Raw genomic sequence first — 16,656 nt, forward strand, 5'->3', positions numbered from 1 at the left:
CCGATGCGTTGGCGCTGGCCGCCGGAGAACTCCGCCGGAAACCGGTTGTAGTGCTCGGGGTTGAGGCCCACGACCTCCATCAGATCCTGGACGCTTCTACGCAACCCGTCGCCGCTCGCCCGGCCGTGGATGCGAAACGGCTCCGCGATGATGGACCCCACGCGGCGTCTGGGGTTGAGCGAACCGTAGGGGTCCTGGAAGACCATCTGGACGTCGCTTCGGACGGACTGCCAGGCTCGGCGGTCCGAGGTGGAGACGTCGGTGCCGTTGATCTCCAGTCGGCCGGACGTCATGGGGTGCAGGCCGGCGAGGCAGCGCGCGAGGGTGGACTTGCCGCATCCCGACTCGCCGACGAGGCCGAAGGTCTCGCCCTGGCGTAGTTCCAGGCTGACGCCGTCCAGGGCGCGCAGGGCGGCTTTGTCGCGTTGCCTGCCGATTCTCCGGGAGCCGCCGAACGTCTTGACGACGTCGTCCGCCCGGATCAGCACCGGTCGAGGGTCGGGTGCCGTGGCCGGCTGGGGCACGGCACGGGGGGTGGGCGCGGGCGTCGGGTCCGGCGCCTGCGGTACGGGTGTCTCCTCGTCGAGCCGGCACGTCCACGCGTGCTCGTCGCCCGCGCCGTGAGTGGGCGGCGGCGAGGTGTGACAGGAGTCGATCGCGACGGGGCAACGGGGATGGAACACGCAGCCGTCCGGCGGCGCGATCAGGCTCGGCGGACGCCCGGCGATCGGCCGCAGCCGAGTGGCGCTCGGGTTGCGCGCCGGGGAGGAGTCCAGCAGCCCGCGGGTGTAGGGATGCCGGGGGCGATCGAGGACGTCCTCGCGGGTGCCGATCTCCATGCGCCGGCCCGCGTACATCACCATGACCCGGTCGGCGACGTCGGCGAGCACCTCCAGGTCGTGCGTGATCATGATGACGGCGGTCCCGAACTCCTCGCGGATGGACCCGAACAGCTCCAGGATCTGGGCCTGAACGGTCGTGTCCAGCGCGGTCGTCGGTTCGTCGGCGATGATCAGTTCCGGGTTGAGCGTCAGGGCCATGGCGATCATGGCCCGCTGGCGCATTCCGCCGGAGAACTGGTGGGGGTAGTCGTCCGCGCGCCGAGCCGGTTCGGGCACCCCGACCCTGCCGAGCATCGAAACGGCCCGCGCCTTGGCCTCCTTGCGTCCGACGTCCTCGTGCGCGCGCACCATCTCGGCGATCTGCCAACCGATGGTGAAGTGGGGGTGCAGGCTGGACAGCGGATCCTGGAAGATCATGCCGATGTGTCTGCCGCGCAGTTTGCGCAACTGCTCGGCGTCCATCGCGAGCAGGTCTCGGCCCTCGAAATGCGCGTGTCCGGAGGTGCGGACACCGGGCATGAGGCCTACCAGGGTGCTCATGCCGACGCTCTTGCCCGACCCGGACTCGCCGACGATGCCGAACATCTCGCCCGCCGCCACGGAGAAGGACACGTTGTCCACCGCCCGGACCAGACCGTCCGCGGTCGGGATGGCGACCGACAGGTCGGCAACCTCTAGAAGGGCCATGTGGATCTCTCGTTCCGTTCGGGAGGGTCGCTCGCGGTGCCGTTCGCGACGTCGTTCGGGGCGCCGTCGAGGGCGGCGCTCGGTGTCGCTGCGCGCGGGCACCGCAGAGGCAGGGGCCGGGTCACTTCTTCAACCAGACGAGGGTCCAGTCGGGCCACTTGCTGAGGCTGTTGGCGGCGACTCCGCCCACCCGATTCCCGCTGTACAGCGCCTGGTTGCGGACGGTTATCGGCACCAGCGGGACGTCCCCCATCACCTTCTTGTCGATCTCGCGCCACAACGCGGCGGCCTCCTGCGGGTCGCCGGTGGCCAGCGCCTTCTCGGCGAGCGCGTCGGTTTCCGGGTTGCCGTAGTTGCCGTAGTTGTACGAACCCGCCGCGGCGGGCTTGCGGACGAGCGGCTCGTAGACGGTGCGGTTGGACGCGCCGGGGGCGTCGGGGGCCCAACCCGCCGGGGCGATGTCCCATCGACCGGAGGTCTGGGCGGAGTCGCTGGTCAGCCAGTCCCGGTAGTACTCGGTCGGCGTCACCGGGATCAGTTCGAGCGTGATCCCGGACTTCTTGAACCCGGCCTGGAGGGTCTGCGCGACCTGGGGGTACTGGTCCTTGGTGCGGTACGGCATCTTGAGGGTGATGCCGTTGGGGTAACCGGCGTCAGCGAGCAGTTGTCTGGCCTTGGCGGGGTCGCCGGCGTTGCCGGGGGTGGGGTAGGGGTCGTACTTGTCCGAACCGAGCAACGTCGAGACGAACAACTGGTTCTGGATCTCGCCGACGGTCGGGCCGCCCTGTACCTGGAGCACCGCCTTCTTGTCGACGGCGTAGGCGAGGGCCTGGCGGACACCGATCTTGCCCATCGCCCCGTCGTTGTTGGGGCTGCGCATGTTGATGCCCAGGTAGGGTTCCATCGCGCCGGTTTTGACCACCAGGAGCCGCTTGCTCTTGCGCAATTGCGGCAGCAACGCGGGCGGCACCGTGGTGTCCCAGGGCAAGTCGATCGTTCCGGCGCGCAGTTGCTGCATCACCGAGTCCTGGGTCGCCCCGAAGGTGATCTCGATCCGGTCCACGTATGCCTTGCGCAGGGGGTCCGACGCGGCCTTCCAGGACGGATTGCGCTCCAGTGTGAGGTGCTGATCGGCCGTGTAGGAGGCGATCCGGTACGGCCCGCTGGAGACGAAGGACTTGCGGAAGTCCGGGGAGTCGGGCAGGTGGTCCAGGCTCTCCACCGGCGCGGGACTGGCCGGGGTCAGGGCGAGCAGGGTGGTGAAGTCGCCCATGGCCGCTTCGAGTTCGAAGGTGACCTTGCGGTCGCCGTCGGTCGTGATGCCGGCGATGTCGGTGCCTTCGACGTAAGCCTTGATCGCCTTGACGTCCTTTCCGACGTCCTTGAAACCGTCGCAGAACGCGCGCATGCCCTTGATGGCGTCCATGAAGTACGTGGCGCCCGCGCTGGGCACGACGGGGTTGCACAGTCGTTTGAACCCGCGTTGCACATCGGCGCCGGTGATCTGGCGTCCGCCGTTGCCGGTGTCCCAGGTGGCGCCCTCGCGCAGGGTGAAGGCGAAGGTCCGGCTGTCGGCCGGGCGGGGTACCTCGGTAGCCAGGTCCGGCACCAGGCCGGTCGACGCGGCCTCGTCCTTCGTCGTCGGAAAGGTCACCAACTGGCGGCTGACGGCGCGCATCAGCGCCGTGCCGTTGGGCGAATACACGCTCGCCGTGTCCAGATGATCCACGTCCGCGGCGCCCAGCAGGCGCAGGGTACCGCCCTGCACGGGCTCACCCTCCGGCTGATCTGCCGTCGAGGCGTTCGAGGAACACCCACTGGCGAGCACCGCCACCGCGACGCCCGCCGCGGTCGTTCCGAGTTTCCACACTTTCATCGTGTTCCGTCCTCACTGGTCACGAACGCGCGGGAGCGCGCGTCGGTTCGAACAGGGCATCGACCGACGTTCACGGTTCGATGGAGTCGCCGCCCGCCCACAGCGCGGCCATCCACGCCTCCACGGCGTCGGGTTCTCGGGGAAGCGCGTGGGAAAGCAGTTCGTATCCGTCGGCGGTCACCACGAGGTCGTCCTCGATCCGGACACCGATGCCACGCAGTTCCTCGGGCACGGTGAGGTCGTCGTGCTGGAAGTAGAGCCCCGGCTCGCACGTGAACACGTGCCCCTCGGCGAGGCGCCCGCCCAGATAGTGCGCCGAGCGCGCCTTGGAGCAGTCGTGCACGTCGAGACCGAGCATGTGGCCGATCCCGTGCCGGGTGTAGCGACGGTGCAGGCCCGAGTCCTCGCGCAGCGACTCCCGCGCGGCGACCGGCAGGATGCCCCAGTCGGCGAGCCCCTCGGCGAGGGTGCGGATCGCGGCCTCGTTGAAGTCGTGGACCGTGGTGCCGGGCCGCACCGTGGCCAGGGACGAGCGCTGGGCCCGCAAAACCAGTTCGTACACCTCGCGTTGGGCGCCGGTGTAGCGACCGTCGACGGGCAGCGTACGGGTGATGTCGGCGGTGTAGAGCGATCGCGTTTCCACTCCCGCGTCCATCAGCAGCAGGGTCCCGGGGACCACGGGCCCGTCGTTGCGTGTCCAGTGCAGGGCGGTCGCGCGGGCGCCGGAGGCGACGATGCTGTGGTAGCCGACGTCGTTGCCCTCGACGCGGGCCCGCAGGAAGAACGCCGCTTCCAGCCAACGCTCGCTCGTACGCACGGCCTTGCCCATCGAACGGACGACGTCCTCGAAACCCCGGACGGTGGAGCCGACCGCGGCGCGGAGTTGATCCAGTTCCCAGGAGTCCTTCACCGCCCGCAACTCCGACAGCACGGCCGCGAGTTCACCGTCGAGGTAGGGGTCGTCCTGCGCGACGGCGGTGTCGACGCGCGGGTCGAGGCCCCGCATGACCCGAGCGGGTCCCCCGGCCAGGGCCTGCGCGAGCCGGTCCACGTGCCGGGTGTGGATCCCGTACACGTTCTCGGTCTCGCGCAGCGTCCTGCGCCGCCCGACATAGAACTCGCCGTGCCGGCCGTGGAAGAGGTCGTCGGGGTCGCTCCGATCGGACGCGGGACGCACGTAGAGCACCGGGTCGTGGCCGCCCGCGACCGGTTCGAGCACCAGTACCGCTTCGGGTTCGCGGTCACCGGTCGCCCAGACGTAGTCGCTGCCCGCCCGGAACGGGTGGTCGCAGTCGTTGACCCGGACCTTGGACAGGCCGGAGGGGACGACGACGCGTTCACCCGGGAAACAGTGCGACAGACGGGAGCGACGCCGTGCGGCGTACGACGCGACGTCGGCCGCTTCGACGTCGACATGCGGGCGCTCGCCCCAACCCCGAGTGAGGTACGACCTCAGGGCAGCGGAGAAAGGTGGCTTGAAATAGCCGGTGTCGAGCGAACGACGGTCGGGCATCCTGGCTGCCTCTCGGATTCGGCCATGCGTGGTGGGGCCGGCGTCGAGGGGGCGACGGCGGTCGGCCGGGGACGCGTCGAATCGCGTCGACCACCGGCCCGCGGGAACCGTGGGGACGGTCGGCGCGTTTGACCACACTAAAGAATGTTATTTAGTCTGGTCAAGGATATAGGTTCGAAATATGCCAAGGGAGCTTTCGATCGATGCTCGGTGACCGCCTCCGGGAACTCCGTCAACACCGCGGCATGACGCTGCGTGAACTCGCCGCGCGCGCCCACGTCTCGGCGGGCCTGCTCAGTCAGATCGAGAACGGCTACACAGACCCGAGCGTCGCCACCCTGCGCAAACTCGCGGGCGTGTTCGACGCGGAGATCTCCACCCTGTTCACCGAACCGAACGCACCACAGGTGCACGTCAGCAAACCGGGGACGCGCAGTGCCCTGTCGGCGCCCCGGGGCAGCATCAGCTACGAGCGCCTGACGCCGGGTCGCGGCGACCTGGAGGTACTGCGCGCCGACCTGGCACCAGGCGACGCGAGTTCGGCCGAGCCGTGGGCGCATCCGTCGACGGAGTGCACACTCGTCCTCGACGGCGTCATCGTCGCGGAGATCGGCGGCGAGTCGTACGAACTGCGCGCCGGCGAGTCCGTCACCTTCGACTCCCGGCTCCCCCACCGCTACCTCAACACGGCGAACCACCCCGCCGCGTTCGTCATCGCGGTCACTCCGCCCACACCCTGACCCGACCGGTGCCCGGGATCGGGCCCGCCCCACTCCACCTCGCACTCGTCCATCGAGGAAGCGCCGCCGGCCCGATCGGCGGCGCACGGGCCGTCACTTCCGCACCATCACGACGCCGCGCACGACCGGGCCGGCAGCTCGGCGCTCCCGGCGGACGCGGCCGCGGGCGTACTGCGCCACCCGATCGAGTGAGGCAACCGCAACCGCAGAGCGAGCCGAACAGATCCGGGTAGCCGGTCCCCCATGACGCACCCACGGACGAACCCCTCCCGCCGCCGCCACTTCGGCGCCGCCACCCTGTGCTGTGCCGTCCTCCTCGTCGCGACGGCCACCGGCTGCGGGGACGACGACGACAAGGACGACAAGACCGTCACACCCCCGGCCGTCACCGCGGCCTCGACCGGCCCCACCCCCGGATCCCCCACCGCCGCCGGCGCGTCGCCCGGCGGCCGGATCACCGAGGACCAGGCTCAGCGCAGCGCACTGGTCCCCCTTGCCAGGATCGACTACGTACAGGCGGCCACCGCCGCGTCGGCCGGAACCCCCGACGCCAAGGTGATCGACATCGAACTCAAGCGCGCCACCGACAACACACCGGTCTGGGGCGTCCGCACGGTCGGCCCCGACGGCACCGCCCACCACGTCGAGGTGGACGCCGGCTCCGGCGCCGTGCGCAACGACCGAGTCGACGCCGATCAAGACGCCGAAGACAAGCGCAAACTCGCCGACCGGCTCGCCAAGACGACCACGACGTGGCAACAGGCGGCAGGCACCGCCCTCGCCCGGAAACAGGGCACCGTCACGGCCGTCGAACACGACGACGACAAACCCGGCTGGTCCGTCGACATCGTCACCACCGACGACTGGAACAAGACCACGTACGACGTCGACGCCGGCACCGGACAGATCACCCGCGAACACGTCGACCGCGACTGACCTCCGGGCCGGTACCGCCGGCTACAGACCCGCGAGGGTCAGTAGCCGGCCCATCCGCTCGACGGGAAGGAACGGCGAGGCCCCGGCGGCCTCCGCGACGCGCTCCGAGGGGTCCGCGAGGAGTCGCAGCAGGGATGGGAGCGGGAGGTTGCGGTGCGGGGCGACCGCTCGGCGGACGCGCTCTTCGGGGTCGGAGGCAAGCTTCTCGGCGATGTCCGCGGGGAGATCCGGATCACGGGGCGCGAAGGAGCGGAGCCTGGGCTCGGGGTCGGTGGCGAAGCGGCGCAGGACGTCTACCGGGAACGTCAGGACCTCCTGCGTGTCCCACCAGAAGGTGAACTTGTCCCGCCGACGGTAGCGGCGCTCGATGCTCTCGGCGGTCGTCGGATCGACCAGGTGCGGGGCGGAGCACGCCATGGTGAGGCGGACCATCTCCTTCTCGTCGTCGAGTAGGCGGGCCACCGCGCTCGCGGGAAGGTCCTTGCTCATGGCCGCCGAAACTCGAAAAGCGACATAGGGGGAGTCGATGTGCGGCAGCGGATCGGCCATGATCCAGTCCAGGCGCAGGATCCGCAGTTCCATGGGGGCGACGGCGTTTTCGTACCACCGAAGCTGCGTTTCGTCGGTCGCGTCGAGGTCCGGTTCGGGCATCGAACGCGAGATCTCATGGACGGAGGCGTGGATCTGCGCCCGCACGCGCTCCGGTGTGTCGGGCCGGGCGAAGACCTGTACCCGGACGCGCAAAGCCGGATCGACGGCGAGGACGTCGCGCACCGCCGGCGGCAATCGGGGATGCCGGGCGAGCTGCGCGCGCACCTCACTGTCCGGATCCTCGGCGAGCCGCCGAAGCGTGTCCGGGTCGAGATCGACGTGGATCACCGCGCCCGCCCGGGTCACCGGGTCCGCCAACAGTGCCGGCAGCAGGTCCGAGGGCGGTATCGGGTGCGGCAGACGCGCGAAGTAGGTCGAACAGGCCGCGGCGCGGACGGCGGGCTCGGGATCGGTCAGCAGGATCCGACGAACCGACTCCGGCGCCTGTGTCCACCACTTCGCCAACGTGGCGCGGATCCCGGGGTCGGGGTCGGCGGCGAGGCGGGCTCGGAGGTCGGGCGGCGTGTGATGGCCCTTGGCCAGGTACTCGCGGACCCGTGGATCGGGATCGTCGATGAGCTTCTCGAACATCTCCCTCGGTGCGGTCGCCGCGTGGACGACGAGCGCGGACCGCACCGCCTTGTCCCTGTGCGCGGCCAAGCGGACGCGGAACCGGTCCGGCAACCGGTCGTTGAGCGCCAGGCTGTGCAGGTGCCAGTGTTCGTCGATCGCGATGATCTCGGCGATCATGTCCTCGGTGAGGTCCGGGCGCTTCGCCACCTCCCCGGATCCTCGTCGCCATGCGAACAGTCGCCGGACCATGGCGGCCGGCAGAGCCGGGTTCATGGCCAAGCCGCCCAGCACGTCGTCGAGGTGAACCGGAGTCGGTGCGTCGGCGTCCATGCGCGCAGAATGCCAGGCGCCGTTCGTGACGACGCTGCCCGGGTCGCTTCCGGCACCGATCGGCGTTCGCCGCGCCGAGGAGAACGCGAAGTGCCTTGGCCACGAGGCGGATCGCGATCGTCGGGCCGGCCGGCAGTCCTGGGCGCTCCGCAGCGGTTCTCGTTCGTATGTACACGGTGCGTTCGCGCGGCTACCCTCGGCGGGCTTCGAGTGCGTCCAGGATCAGGTCGAGTCCGTAGTCGAACTCGCTCGAGTAGTCGTAGCCCGGCCGCAGGGCGTGGTCGACGATCATCTCCGTGAGGTACGGCAGTTCGTCTGTCGGCAGGTGTTCGAGGATGCCGGCGGCCACGTCCTCGACGTCGTCCGGCGTCGTCATCGGCAGGCTCTCCTCCTGGATGACGAATCCGCCGATGTAGCTGTCGACGAGCGAGACGGCGTGCGCGGCCATCGGCAGGGTGAACCCCGCCTTCCTCAGGACACCGAGGACGGCGTCGTGGTGGCGTAGCGTCGCCGGTCCCGGGTTGCGCCGGGAGTCCATGAGGCCGAGTGCCCAGCTGTGTTGCGACAGGACCGCACGCGCGGAGAAGGCACGTGCGCGGATCGCGTCCCGCCAATCGTGGCTCCCCGGGCCGGGCAGTTCGATCGCCGCGAACACGGCGTCGACCACGCCGTCCAGGATCGCGTCCTTGTTCGGCACGTGGTGGTAGAGCGACATCGCTTCCACCCCCAGTTCCTGCGCCACCTTGCGCATCGTGATCGCTTCGACCCCGCCGCGATCCGCGACCCGGATCGCGGCTTCGAGCACGCGATCGGTGCTGAGTGGCTGCCGTGGCGGGGGCGGGGGCGGTGATGGCACGACGACTCCAGGGTCCGAGCGAGTTGACAAGCTTACAGGCGTAAGCCAGCCTTACGTATGTAAGTCTGCCGGAGGGAATCAGCCGGCAGTGCGACGTACGTGGTGACCCGGACGCGCCCCGGCGGGGCGGGAGAAGGAGATTGCGATGCCGATGCCCAAGTGGTGGGGGCACGTGAACAAACGGCTGTTCAACCCGCGCGCCATCGCGGGCGGCAAGTGGCCCGTACTGACGCACGTGGGTCGCAGTTCCGGCGCGACGCACCACACGCCGCTCGACGCGCATCCCGTCGACGGCGGCTACGTGTTCGTCCTGGTGTACGGATCGGGCTCGGATTGGGTGCGAAACGTCCTGGCGGCCGGCAGCGCGCAGCTGCGGGTCGGCGGGCGGGACGTGCACCTCGCCGCCCCACGCCTGGTCGGCGAAGCCGAGGCGTTCCAGGCGCTCTCCGACGAGGTGAACCGCCCCCCGAGGCTGCTCCGCATCACCGAGTTCCTGCGCATGGACCTGGTCGCGAACTGACACCCGGTCGTCGCCGAACCACCCCTCCCGGAGTCGGCAGCCGGTCCTGGTCGCACGCGATCAGCGCGGCGTGGTCGGCAGGGTTCGCCGTGGTGCTCGTCAACGTCGTTTCCGTCCTGTCGGGTCGGCGGTTGCCCGTGCTGTTGCCCCGGGACGGTACGCCTTGACGTCGGCGTCAACGCCGATGCGACGTACGCGGCGCCGGGCACCGCAACGTTTCCCACTGCCGAGCGCACGGCGCCGACTTGCCGAAACGGCATGGAGGGACGGCACTTCGGGGCACGTCGACCGAGACTGGTACCCGGAACGCACCGGGAAGGGACACGCGATCGGTCCGGCAGACGGGCCGGACGGGCTCGACCGTGACACCACCCCGACCGCCACCACACCAGGAGAACGCCGTGCCCACCGCCCACCGCCGCCATGACACCCCTCCGCCCCGCACCGCGAACAGCGAAGCCGAGGTCCTGCGCGGATTCCTCGACTACCTGCGGGCCTCGATCGCCACGAAGGTCGACGGAGCCGCGGAACCGCAGGTCCGGACACCGGCGGTGCCCTCGGGCACCAACCTGCTTGGCCTGCTCAACCATCTGATCGCCGTCGAGCGGGCCACGTTTCTCGGCGAAAAGGTCACCGACTGGCAGGCGACGTTCCAGGCGGCCCCGCAGGACGGCGTCGCCGACGTCGTCGCTCGCTACCGGGCAACCGTCGACCGCGCGAACAAGGTTCTCGACGCGTGCACCGATCTCGGCGCACCGCTCCCCCGGCCGGGGCGGGCGGGCGCGTCGCCGAGCGTTCGCTGGGCACTCACCCACATGATCGAGGAAACCGGCCGCCACGCGGGTCACGCGGACATCCTCCGCGAACTCGTCGACGGCACCACCGGACGTTGAGCCGCTGACTCACGACCCCCGCCGCAGGTCGACGGCGGCCCGTCGGTGGATGCCCGGCCGTCGCCACCGGCATCCGGGGTCGGTTTCCGCGGACCTCGCGCGAGCACGTGGACGAACAGGACCGCCATGGCTGTGGCGTGCGCCCACATGGCCTGTTGCCAACCGTCGACGAAGGATTCCCGAGCGGCTCGCGTCGGCACCCGCGCGCCCCGTCGAATACCTGAGCCTGATCGGAAAACAGGGCGAACGCGCGCACATCCGAGCGGCACCGAGACCCGCCCCGGCCGACCGAGAACCCCGGTGAGCCGCACCGCGGGCCCTCGGCCGCAGGTGCGACGCACGACGGCGCCGAGCCGACCTCGAAGTACCGCTGCCACAACCGCCGTTCGCCGCTGTTCCGTAGACCCGACTCGCGGCGAGCGCTACCGCTCCATGGCCGCCAGGACGATCCGCTCGGCCACCGGGTTCATCGACTCGCCCTTCGCGTCCGTGGAGTCGACCGAGAAGACGAGGGTGCGCGAGAGGTCGCAGGTCGCGGCGATCACGGTGCTGTAGCCGTAGCGGGCGCCCGACTTGATCCAATACACGACGCCCTTGTACGGGAAACGCTCCAGCCCGGCGCTCATCTTCGCACCGTCGATGTTCGCCGGGACCGTGAACATCTCGTCCAACTGCGGCCGGGGGACGATTCGGCCTCGGAACACCGTGGTGATCAGCCGCTCCAGGTCGGCGGTCGTGGAGATCATGTCGCCGGCCGCCCAGCGGTCCGCCTGGTTCCAGTCGGTGACGTCGACGAACCGGGTCGTGCCGTCGGCCTCCCGCACCGCCTGGTATCCGCGGTTGTGCGGACCGTGGATACGAGGATCCGTGCCGGGGAAGTACGTGTCCCGCATCCCGGCGGGGCGCAGCACCCGGCGGGTGGCCTCCCGGGCGTACGGATGTCCCGTCACCCTCTCGATCAGCATCCCCAGGAGCGTGTAGTTGATGTTGAGGTAGTTCTGCCGGGTGCCCGGGTCGAACTCCGGACCCTTCGCCACCGCCGACGCCACGACCGCCTGCGGCGTCAGCGTATCGAAGCGGTGCGCGTAGGCCTCCTCGAAGGAGTCCCCGAAGCCGTCGCCGGCCTGGATGCCGCTGGTGTGGTTGAGCAACTGTCGTACGGTGACGGGCTTGAAGGACCGGTCCAGCAGCCCCGGGAGATAGTGCTGTACCGACTCGCCGAGGTCGACCCTCCCCTCCGCCGCGAGCTGCAGCACGACCGCGGCGGTCACCACCTTCGTCGTCGAACCGGCCCGGAACCGCGCGTGCGCGTCCGCGTCCCGCCCACTCTCCAGGTCGTGGACACCCGCGCTGCCGCGCCACCTGCCCTCGGTGCCGCCGACCCGTACCAGGGCAGCGGTCGCGTCGGCGTCCGGCAGCCCGGCGATCGCGGCGGCCAGGGCCTGGGCGTTCGGTCCCGGCGTGGTGTCGCTTGGGACCGCCGACGCGGACGGCGCGGGCACGGATGAAGCGCATGCGGGTAAGCCGGACGCGGGCGAGGCCGACGCGGATGCCGCGGCCAGGGGACCGATGGCCAGGGCGAGGACGACAGCGGAGGTGAGGACGGGCGTATGTGGTGTGCGCATCGGTTGCTCCCGAGATTGTCGGAGAAGGGGTGTCGCCGACTCAGTCTGCGGCGGCTCCACGCCCCTGCGGATCGTCGGCGAGGAGGGCAGCACCCCTGAACCCTCCCTGAGCAACAGCCGTCCACATCAAGGCAGTTGTCGGGGCACTCCCCTACGGGCCGACCTTCGTCGGCGCCGGCGCCTCGGGCTCGATCCGACGGAACGCAGCCGACGGCGACATCTGTTCGGGGCTGCCGGCGCCCCGCGAAGGCGGCTAGGCTGCGCGGATCGTTGTGCAGTCGATCGGAGTGAACGCCTCCCGACGTAGGTCCCGCCCCACCCTCTCGAAGCACCGCCACTCGGTTCGCTCGGCGAACGTCGCGTCGGCATCCGCCGTCGGGCGCACTGTCGGTGGAGCCACGTGCCGGCGTGGCGGCTCGGGACGAATGCGGCGGGTCGGTTGGTCGAAACCGTTTCCGACGAGGACGAGCACGAGACGAGCCGTCGCGCTCGGCGCCGCCGCGTCCTCACGGCTGCCGAAGGTGTGTCCTTCCCGTGAACGTTTCAGGTCTACTCCGTCTGTTCCGTCTACTCGGTCCACTCCGTCTATTCGGTCTACTGCGACACCTCCGCATGGACATCCGCCCACTCCGATGTCGGGACTTCCGAATCCTGATGACGAGTGGTGTCGTCACGATGTTCGGCAGCTTCATCACGATCGTGGCTGTGCCGTACCAGATCATGCGGCTCACCGACTCCTACCTCGCCGTCGGTGCCATCGGTGTCGTCGAGCTCGTGCCGATGGTCCTCGGCGGACTGTGGGGTGGTGCGCTCGCGGACGCGATGGATCGCCGGCGGGTGATCGTCCTGTGCGAAATCGGCATGGCCGTCCTCGCCGCAGGTCTCCTGGTCAACGCCCTGCTTCCGGATCCCGCCTTCTGGCCCCTGTACATCTGCGCCGGCGGCATCGCCGCGTTGGACGGCCTGCAGCGGCCCTCGCTCAACGCGCTCATCCCCCGATTGATGAAACGTGACGAGATGGCGGCGGCCAACGCCATCCAGGGGATGCGCTGGCAGATCGGCTCCATCGCCGGACCCGCGCTCGGCGGCCTGCTGGTCACCCAGGTCGGGATCGCGGCGGCGTATGCCGTCGACCTGGCCACGTTCGTCGTCTCGTTCGTCCTGCTCGCCTGGTTGCGACCGGCACCGGCCCCACCGGGAGCGGAGCGCCCGAGTATCAAGGGGATCGTGGTGGGAGTCCGGTACGCGTTCTCTCGGCAGGAGCTGATGGGAACCTACGTCGTCGACATCGCCGCCATGTTCTTTGCCATGCCGATGGCCCTCTTTCCCTTCGTGGCCGACGACTTGCGCTCGCCGTCGTCGTTGGGGCTGTTCTACGCGGCGACGTCGGTCGGGGCCCTGGCGATCTCACTGACCAGCGGGTGGGTTCGACACGTGCACCGCCACGGGACGGCCGTGCTGATCGCGGCCGGGGTGTGGGGCGCGGCCGTCGTCGGCTTCGGCCTGGCCTCCGACGTGGCCACGGCCCTCGTCTTCCTGGTCGTGGCCGGCGCGGCCGACATGGTGAGTGGGCTGTTTCGCCAGACCATGTGGAACCAGACGATCCCGGACGAGCTGCGTGGGCGCCTCGCCGGGATCGAACTGCTGTCGTTCTCGATCGGCCCCACGCTCGGACAGATGCGGGCCGGCGGGATGGCGGCCGCGATCGGCCTGCGCGGCTCCATCGTCTCGGGAGGGCTGCTGTGCGTGGGCGCGTGCGGCGCGCTCGCCCGGGTCCTCCCCCGATTCACCGCCTACGACGAGCGCACGAGCCCCCATGGACGGGCCGAGACCACCGAACCGGTACAACCGGCGGACCCAGGACAGCTGTAGACGGCACTCTCGCGCGGATCGCGCCGAGCGTTTCGGCTGGTTCCCGGGATGTCCGCCACAAAGGGTGGCGCGGTCGGCGTGTGAACCGACCGCGCCCCTTCGCCGGTACGGATCAGCAGCAGCCGCCCGCGGGTTCGCTTCCGCCGGCGGCGATCGTGTCCGGGACGGGGACGCCGGAGTCGGTGGTGGGGAGGCAGCACGCGCTGTCGGTGTCCTTGGCCAGGGTGTCGGCGTCACCCTTGACGACGTAGACCTCCCACGGCTCGTTGCCGGGGCCGTGGACCCACACCTTGTCCTGGACGGCGTAGCAGCAGGAGGTGTCGTTCTCCTCCAGGGTGATCAGGCCGGACGCGGTCAGGCGCGTGGTCTCGGCGTTCACCTCTTCGGGGGTCTCCACCTCGACGCCGAGGTGGTCCATGACGGTGTCCTGGCCGGCGTCGCCCTGGATCAGGACGAGCTTGAGCGGGGGATCGGCGACGGCGAAGTTGGCGTAGCCGGCGCGGATCTTGGCGGGCTCGACGCCGAAGAGGTTGGTGTAGAAGGCGATCGAGGCGTCGAGGTCGCCGACGCGCAGGGCGAGTTGGGCGCGGGACATGGTGATTCCTCCGGGCGCGGGAAACCGGTCGCCGGGATGCTGCACCGAGATCGCATCCCTGCATCGACGGTTGTCGATACAGAAAGCTTCGCGCTTGGATCGACGTCTGTCAATATTGACGCATGTCGAATCAGCTGACGGCCGGGGCGGCGACTCGCCTGCGGGCTGTGCCGCGACCCCGCCCGTCCCTCCGACCACGCGACGCGCCCGTCGGCAACGCCTGCAAGAACTCCCGGGACCGACAAGCCGTCCCTACTGTTCGTCCGTGTCCACAACGCAGCCGTTCGCGGACGGCCGCAGGCCGACCCCCGCGCGAGCGGGGGTCGGCCTGAGTTCGTGCCTTGCGGCGGTGCGCCCTGGGCGGCGGCGGTTCAGCGGTCGACGTAGACGCTGTCCATGAACTCGACGATCTGCCGGTCGGTCAGGTGGTTGCCGTCGCGGTGACAGTTCGCGATGTCGGACTCGCTGATCATGCCGACCAGTTTGTCCTCGTGGATCACGGGGATGCGGCGGATCCGGTGCTGCTCCATCTTGCTCAGCACGACACTCATGTCGTCGTCGGCCCGGACGCAGTGCAGGTGGTCCGCCAGGTCCATCGCCTTCATGGTGGACGGGTCCTTGCCCTCGGCGATACATCGCACGACGATGTCCCGGTCGGTGACGATGCCCTTGAGCTTCTTGTCGGGACCGCAGATGGGCAGGGCGCCGACGTTCATGTCGCGCATCAACCTGGCCGCGTCCATCAGGGTCTGTCGGGCGTCGATGCACTCGGCCCCGGCATGCATGACATCACGTGCAGTGGTCATGTGTAACTGCCTCTCGCTCGCCACCACCGTCGACTACGGGGTGTGATATTCCAACACGGTAAGTGGCGAAGTGGCGTTTCGCGCGGCGGGTGAGCCGAACGGCATCGGTGCCGGCGCGGCGGGCACGTCCCGGCACACCCGGTCTCGTCGGCGAGCGTTCGAGACCCCTCTCGTCCCATACCAACCGTGGGGACCAAAGGTATTTCACGGGTGGTTCTTTGCATCTCCGGCGGGCAGTGGCTCCCGAATCCTCAAATCCCCTACAGGTTCAACGGAGCCATGGCACTGCGTAGTTAGTGTTCACGGTCCGACCTGACACATCGGGGGAACGAGGTTCCGTGGCCGTGATGTCCTTCCGTAGCCACGACGGAAGCACCCAGGCGGAGTCGACACGCGACGCCGAACTCGTCGAACTGATCTACCGGCGCTATTCCGTACTGTTGCTGTCCTTCTGCCTCAAGCTCACCGACGGCGACCGTCCGTGGGCCGAGGACGTACTCCAGGAGACCATGCTGCGCGCCTGGCGCCACGCTCGCGTCATCGCGGGCCACACGTCGGACCTCATGCCGTGGCTGGCGACGGTGGCCCGTCGAATCGTCCTCGACGACCGTCGCGCGCGCCGGGCCCGGCCACAGGAGGTCAGCCCCGAACCGCTGGAGTACGTACCGGCCGACGACCAGTTGGAACCCCTGCTCTGGAGGATGGCCGTGGCCGAGGCGCTGCCCTCGCTGACCGCTGCGCATCGCGAGATCCTCACCGAGACGGTACTGCGCGATCGCGAGCTCAAGCAGGCCGCCGAGGTTTTGGGCATACCGCTCGGGACGGTGAAATCCCGCACGTACTACGCGATCCGCGCCCTGCGCCAGGCCCTCGAGGAGCGCAGCGCGTGAGCACGACGTCGGCGAACACGATCGCGCCGAGGGCCGGCGGGCTTCGGCGCGCGGAGGGCCCGGCGGACGGTCACGCCGGCCGGAGTACGGTGCATGCCGGTTCACCCGCGGCCGACCCGGTGGTCCCGGGCGGTCCCCGACGAAAGGAGCTTCCCGGCAGATGAGGAACACCGATCCGCTCGACTTCTTCGCGAAGCACCGCGACACGATCTTCCGCTGGGGCGGCATCGCCGCCATTGCTCTCGTGGTCTTCCTGATCCTCCGCTTCATCGCGATGCGATTCGGCGGGTGGAAGGCCGCGTGGCGTCGCCTGTGTCGGGAAATCGCCCTGACCGCCTACGCGTTCAGTGCTCCCGTGCGGGCCTGGTTGCGCTACCGGCGCTCGGTGCGCGTCCTGGTGCGGGGCTTGGGCGCGAGCACGACCTGGCGGGACGCGGAGCTGGCCTTGGTGGCTGCGAAGTTCGCCGCCGCGCCCGGTCAGCCGTACGCGGCCGTGGTCGGTGACGCCACG

14 protein-coding genes and 1 pseudogene are annotated in these 16,656 nt (G+C 69.8%); 7 read left to right on the forward strand and 8 right to left on the reverse strand.

All coding sequences use genetic code 11. The features are described 5' to 3' along the window. The 3 genes from GT354_RS12775 to GT354_RS12785 form a co-directional block, all read right to left on the reverse strand. A partial coding sequence (locus GT354_RS12775) for an ABC transporter ATP-binding protein (RefSeq protein WP_161356421.1) occupies positions 1-1,529 on the reverse strand: 1,529 nt, incomplete at its 3' end. Between the two features lie 121 nt (positions 1,530-1,650). Beyond that, entirely contained in the window at positions 1,651-3,405 is a 1,755-nt protein-coding gene (locus GT354_RS12780; protein ID WP_161356422.1) for an ABC transporter substrate-binding protein, read from the reverse strand. Between the two features lie 70 nt (positions 3,406-3,475). Continuing rightward, on the reverse strand, positions 3,476-4,918 hold the full coding sequence (locus tag GT354_RS12785) for an aminopeptidase P family protein (RefSeq protein WP_161356423.1): 1,443 nt from the start codon (positions 4,916-4,918) through the stop codon (positions 3,476-3,478). Between the two features lie 203 nt (positions 4,919-5,121). Between GT354_RS12785 and GT354_RS12790 the strand changes: the two genes are divergently transcribed. Next, on the forward strand, positions 5,122-5,658 hold the full coding sequence (locus GT354_RS12790) for a cupin domain-containing protein (protein ID WP_161356424.1): 537 nt from the start codon (positions 5,122-5,124) through the stop codon (positions 5,656-5,658). Between the two features lie 243 nt (positions 5,659-5,901). Beyond that, positions 5,902-6,594, forward strand: a complete 693-nt coding sequence (locus GT354_RS12795; RefSeq protein ID WP_202511824.1) for a PepSY domain-containing protein — start codon at positions 5,902-5,904, stop codon at positions 6,592-6,594. A gap of 21 nt (positions 6,595-6,615) precedes the next feature. Here GT354_RS12795 and GT354_RS12800 read toward each other — a convergent pair whose 3' ends face one another. Together GT354_RS12800 and GT354_RS12805 are read right to left on the reverse strand one after the other, a co-directional pair. Continuing rightward, positions 6,616-8,088, reverse strand: coding sequence for a hypothetical protein (locus GT354_RS12800; protein WP_161356425.1), 1,473 nt, complete (start codon positions 8,086-8,088; stop codon positions 6,616-6,618). A gap of 190 nt (positions 8,089-8,278) precedes the next feature. Further along, positions 8,279-8,893, reverse strand: a complete 615-nt coding sequence (locus tag GT354_RS12805; protein ID WP_161356426.1) for a TetR/AcrR family transcriptional regulator — start codon at positions 8,891-8,893, stop codon at positions 8,279-8,281. Between the two features lie 196 nt (positions 8,894-9,089). On the opposite strand from GT354_RS12805, the gene GT354_RS12810 reads away from it, so the two are divergent. Together GT354_RS12810 and GT354_RS12815 are read left to right on the forward strand one after the other, a co-directional pair. Further along, positions 9,090-9,464: a nitroreductase family deazaflavin-dependent oxidoreductase gene (locus tag GT354_RS12810; RefSeq protein ID WP_161356427.1), complete on the forward strand. Its 375-nt coding sequence runs from the start codon at positions 9,090-9,092 to the stop codon at positions 9,462-9,464. Between the two features lie 401 nt (positions 9,465-9,865). Next, positions 9,866-10,357 (forward strand): DinB family protein, encoded by a 492-nt coding sequence (locus tag GT354_RS12815; RefSeq protein ID WP_161356428.1) that lies wholly within the window; start codon positions 9,866-9,868, stop codon positions 10,355-10,357. 422 nt (positions 10,358-10,779) lie between these two features. On the opposite strand, the gene GT354_RS12820 is transcribed toward GT354_RS12815, so the two are convergent. After that, complete coding sequence (locus GT354_RS12820; protein WP_161356429.1) at positions 10,780-11,982, reverse strand: serine hydrolase domain-containing protein; 1,203 nt, start codon at positions 11,980-11,982, stop codon at positions 10,780-10,782. 612 nt (positions 11,983-12,594) lie between these two features. On the opposite strand from GT354_RS12820, the gene GT354_RS12825 reads away from it, so the two are divergent. Then, positions 12,595-13,854, forward strand: a complete 1,260-nt coding sequence (locus GT354_RS12825; protein WP_161356430.1) for an MFS transporter — start codon at positions 12,595-12,597, stop codon at positions 13,852-13,854. Positions 13,855-13,966: 112 nt separating this feature from the next. On the opposite strand, the gene GT354_RS12830 is transcribed toward GT354_RS12825, so the two are convergent. Further along, positions 13,967-14,449 (reverse strand): ArsI/CadI family heavy metal resistance metalloenzyme, encoded by a 483-nt coding sequence (locus GT354_RS12830; RefSeq protein ID WP_161356431.1) that lies wholly within the window; start codon positions 14,447-14,449, stop codon positions 13,967-13,969. Positions 14,450-14,820: 371 nt separating this feature from the next. Further along, complete coding sequence (locus tag GT354_RS12835; RefSeq protein WP_161356432.1) at positions 14,821-15,255, reverse strand: CBS domain-containing protein; 435 nt, start codon at positions 15,253-15,255, stop codon at positions 14,821-14,823. A 347-nt stretch (positions 15,256-15,602) separates the two neighbouring features. Here GT354_RS12835 and GT354_RS12840 point away from each other — a divergent pair, with 347 nt between their 5' ends. After that, positions 15,603-16,145 (forward strand): sigma-70 family RNA polymerase sigma factor, encoded by a 543-nt coding sequence (locus GT354_RS12840; RefSeq protein ID WP_161356433.1) that lies wholly within the window; start codon positions 15,603-15,605, stop codon positions 16,143-16,145. 160 nt (positions 16,146-16,305) lie between these two features. Further along, positions 16,306-16,656 (forward strand): annotated as a pseudogene (locus GT354_RS12845) (hypothetical protein); the annotation flags it as partial.

Source organism: Streptomyces sp. SID3343, assembly GCF_009865215.1.
In the GTDB taxonomy this organism is placed as follows: Bacteria; Actinomycetota; Actinomycetes; order Streptomycetales; family Streptomycetaceae; genus Embleya.

Excerpts from the sequence above, each read along its gene's own strand:
- GT354_RS12780 (WP_161356422.1), bottom strand. The coding sequence starts at position 3,405 with ATGAAAGTGTGGAAACTCGGAACGACCGCGGCGGGCGTCGCGGTGGCG.
- GT354_RS12785 (WP_161356423.1), bottom strand. The coding sequence starts at position 4,918 with ATGCCCGACCGTCGTTCGCTCGACACCGGCTATTTCAAGCCACCTTTC.
- GT354_RS12790 (WP_161356424.1), top strand. The coding sequence starts at position 5,122 with ATGCTCGGTGACCGCCTCCGGGAACTCCGTCAACACCGCGGCATGACG.
- GT354_RS12795 (WP_202511824.1), top strand. The coding sequence starts at position 5,902 with ATGACGCACCCACGGACGAACCCCTCCCGCCGCCGCCACTTCGGCGCC.
- GT354_RS12800 (WP_161356425.1), bottom strand. The coding sequence starts at position 8,088 with ATGGACGCCGACGCACCGACTCCGGTTCACCTCGACGACGTGCTGGGC.
- GT354_RS12810 (WP_161356427.1), top strand. The coding sequence starts at position 9,090 with ATGCCGATGCCCAAGTGGTGGGGGCACGTGAACAAACGGCTGTTCAAC.
- GT354_RS12820 (WP_161356429.1), bottom strand. The coding sequence starts at position 11,982 with ATGCGCACACCACATACGCCCGTCCTCACCTCCGCTGTCGTCCTCGCC.
- GT354_RS12825 (WP_161356430.1), top strand. The coding sequence starts at position 12,595 with ATGGACATCCGCCCACTCCGATGTCGGGACTTCCGAATCCTGATGACG.
- GT354_RS12830 (WP_161356431.1), bottom strand. The coding sequence starts at position 14,449 with ATGTCCCGCGCCCAACTCGCCCTGCGCGTCGGCGACCTCGACGCCTCG.
- GT354_RS12835 (WP_161356432.1), bottom strand. The coding sequence starts at position 15,255 with ATGACCACTGCACGTGATGTCATGCATGCCGGGGCCGAGTGCATCGAC.
- GT354_RS12840 (WP_161356433.1), top strand. The coding sequence starts at position 15,603 with ATGTCCTTCCGTAGCCACGACGGAAGCACCCAGGCGGAGTCGACACGC.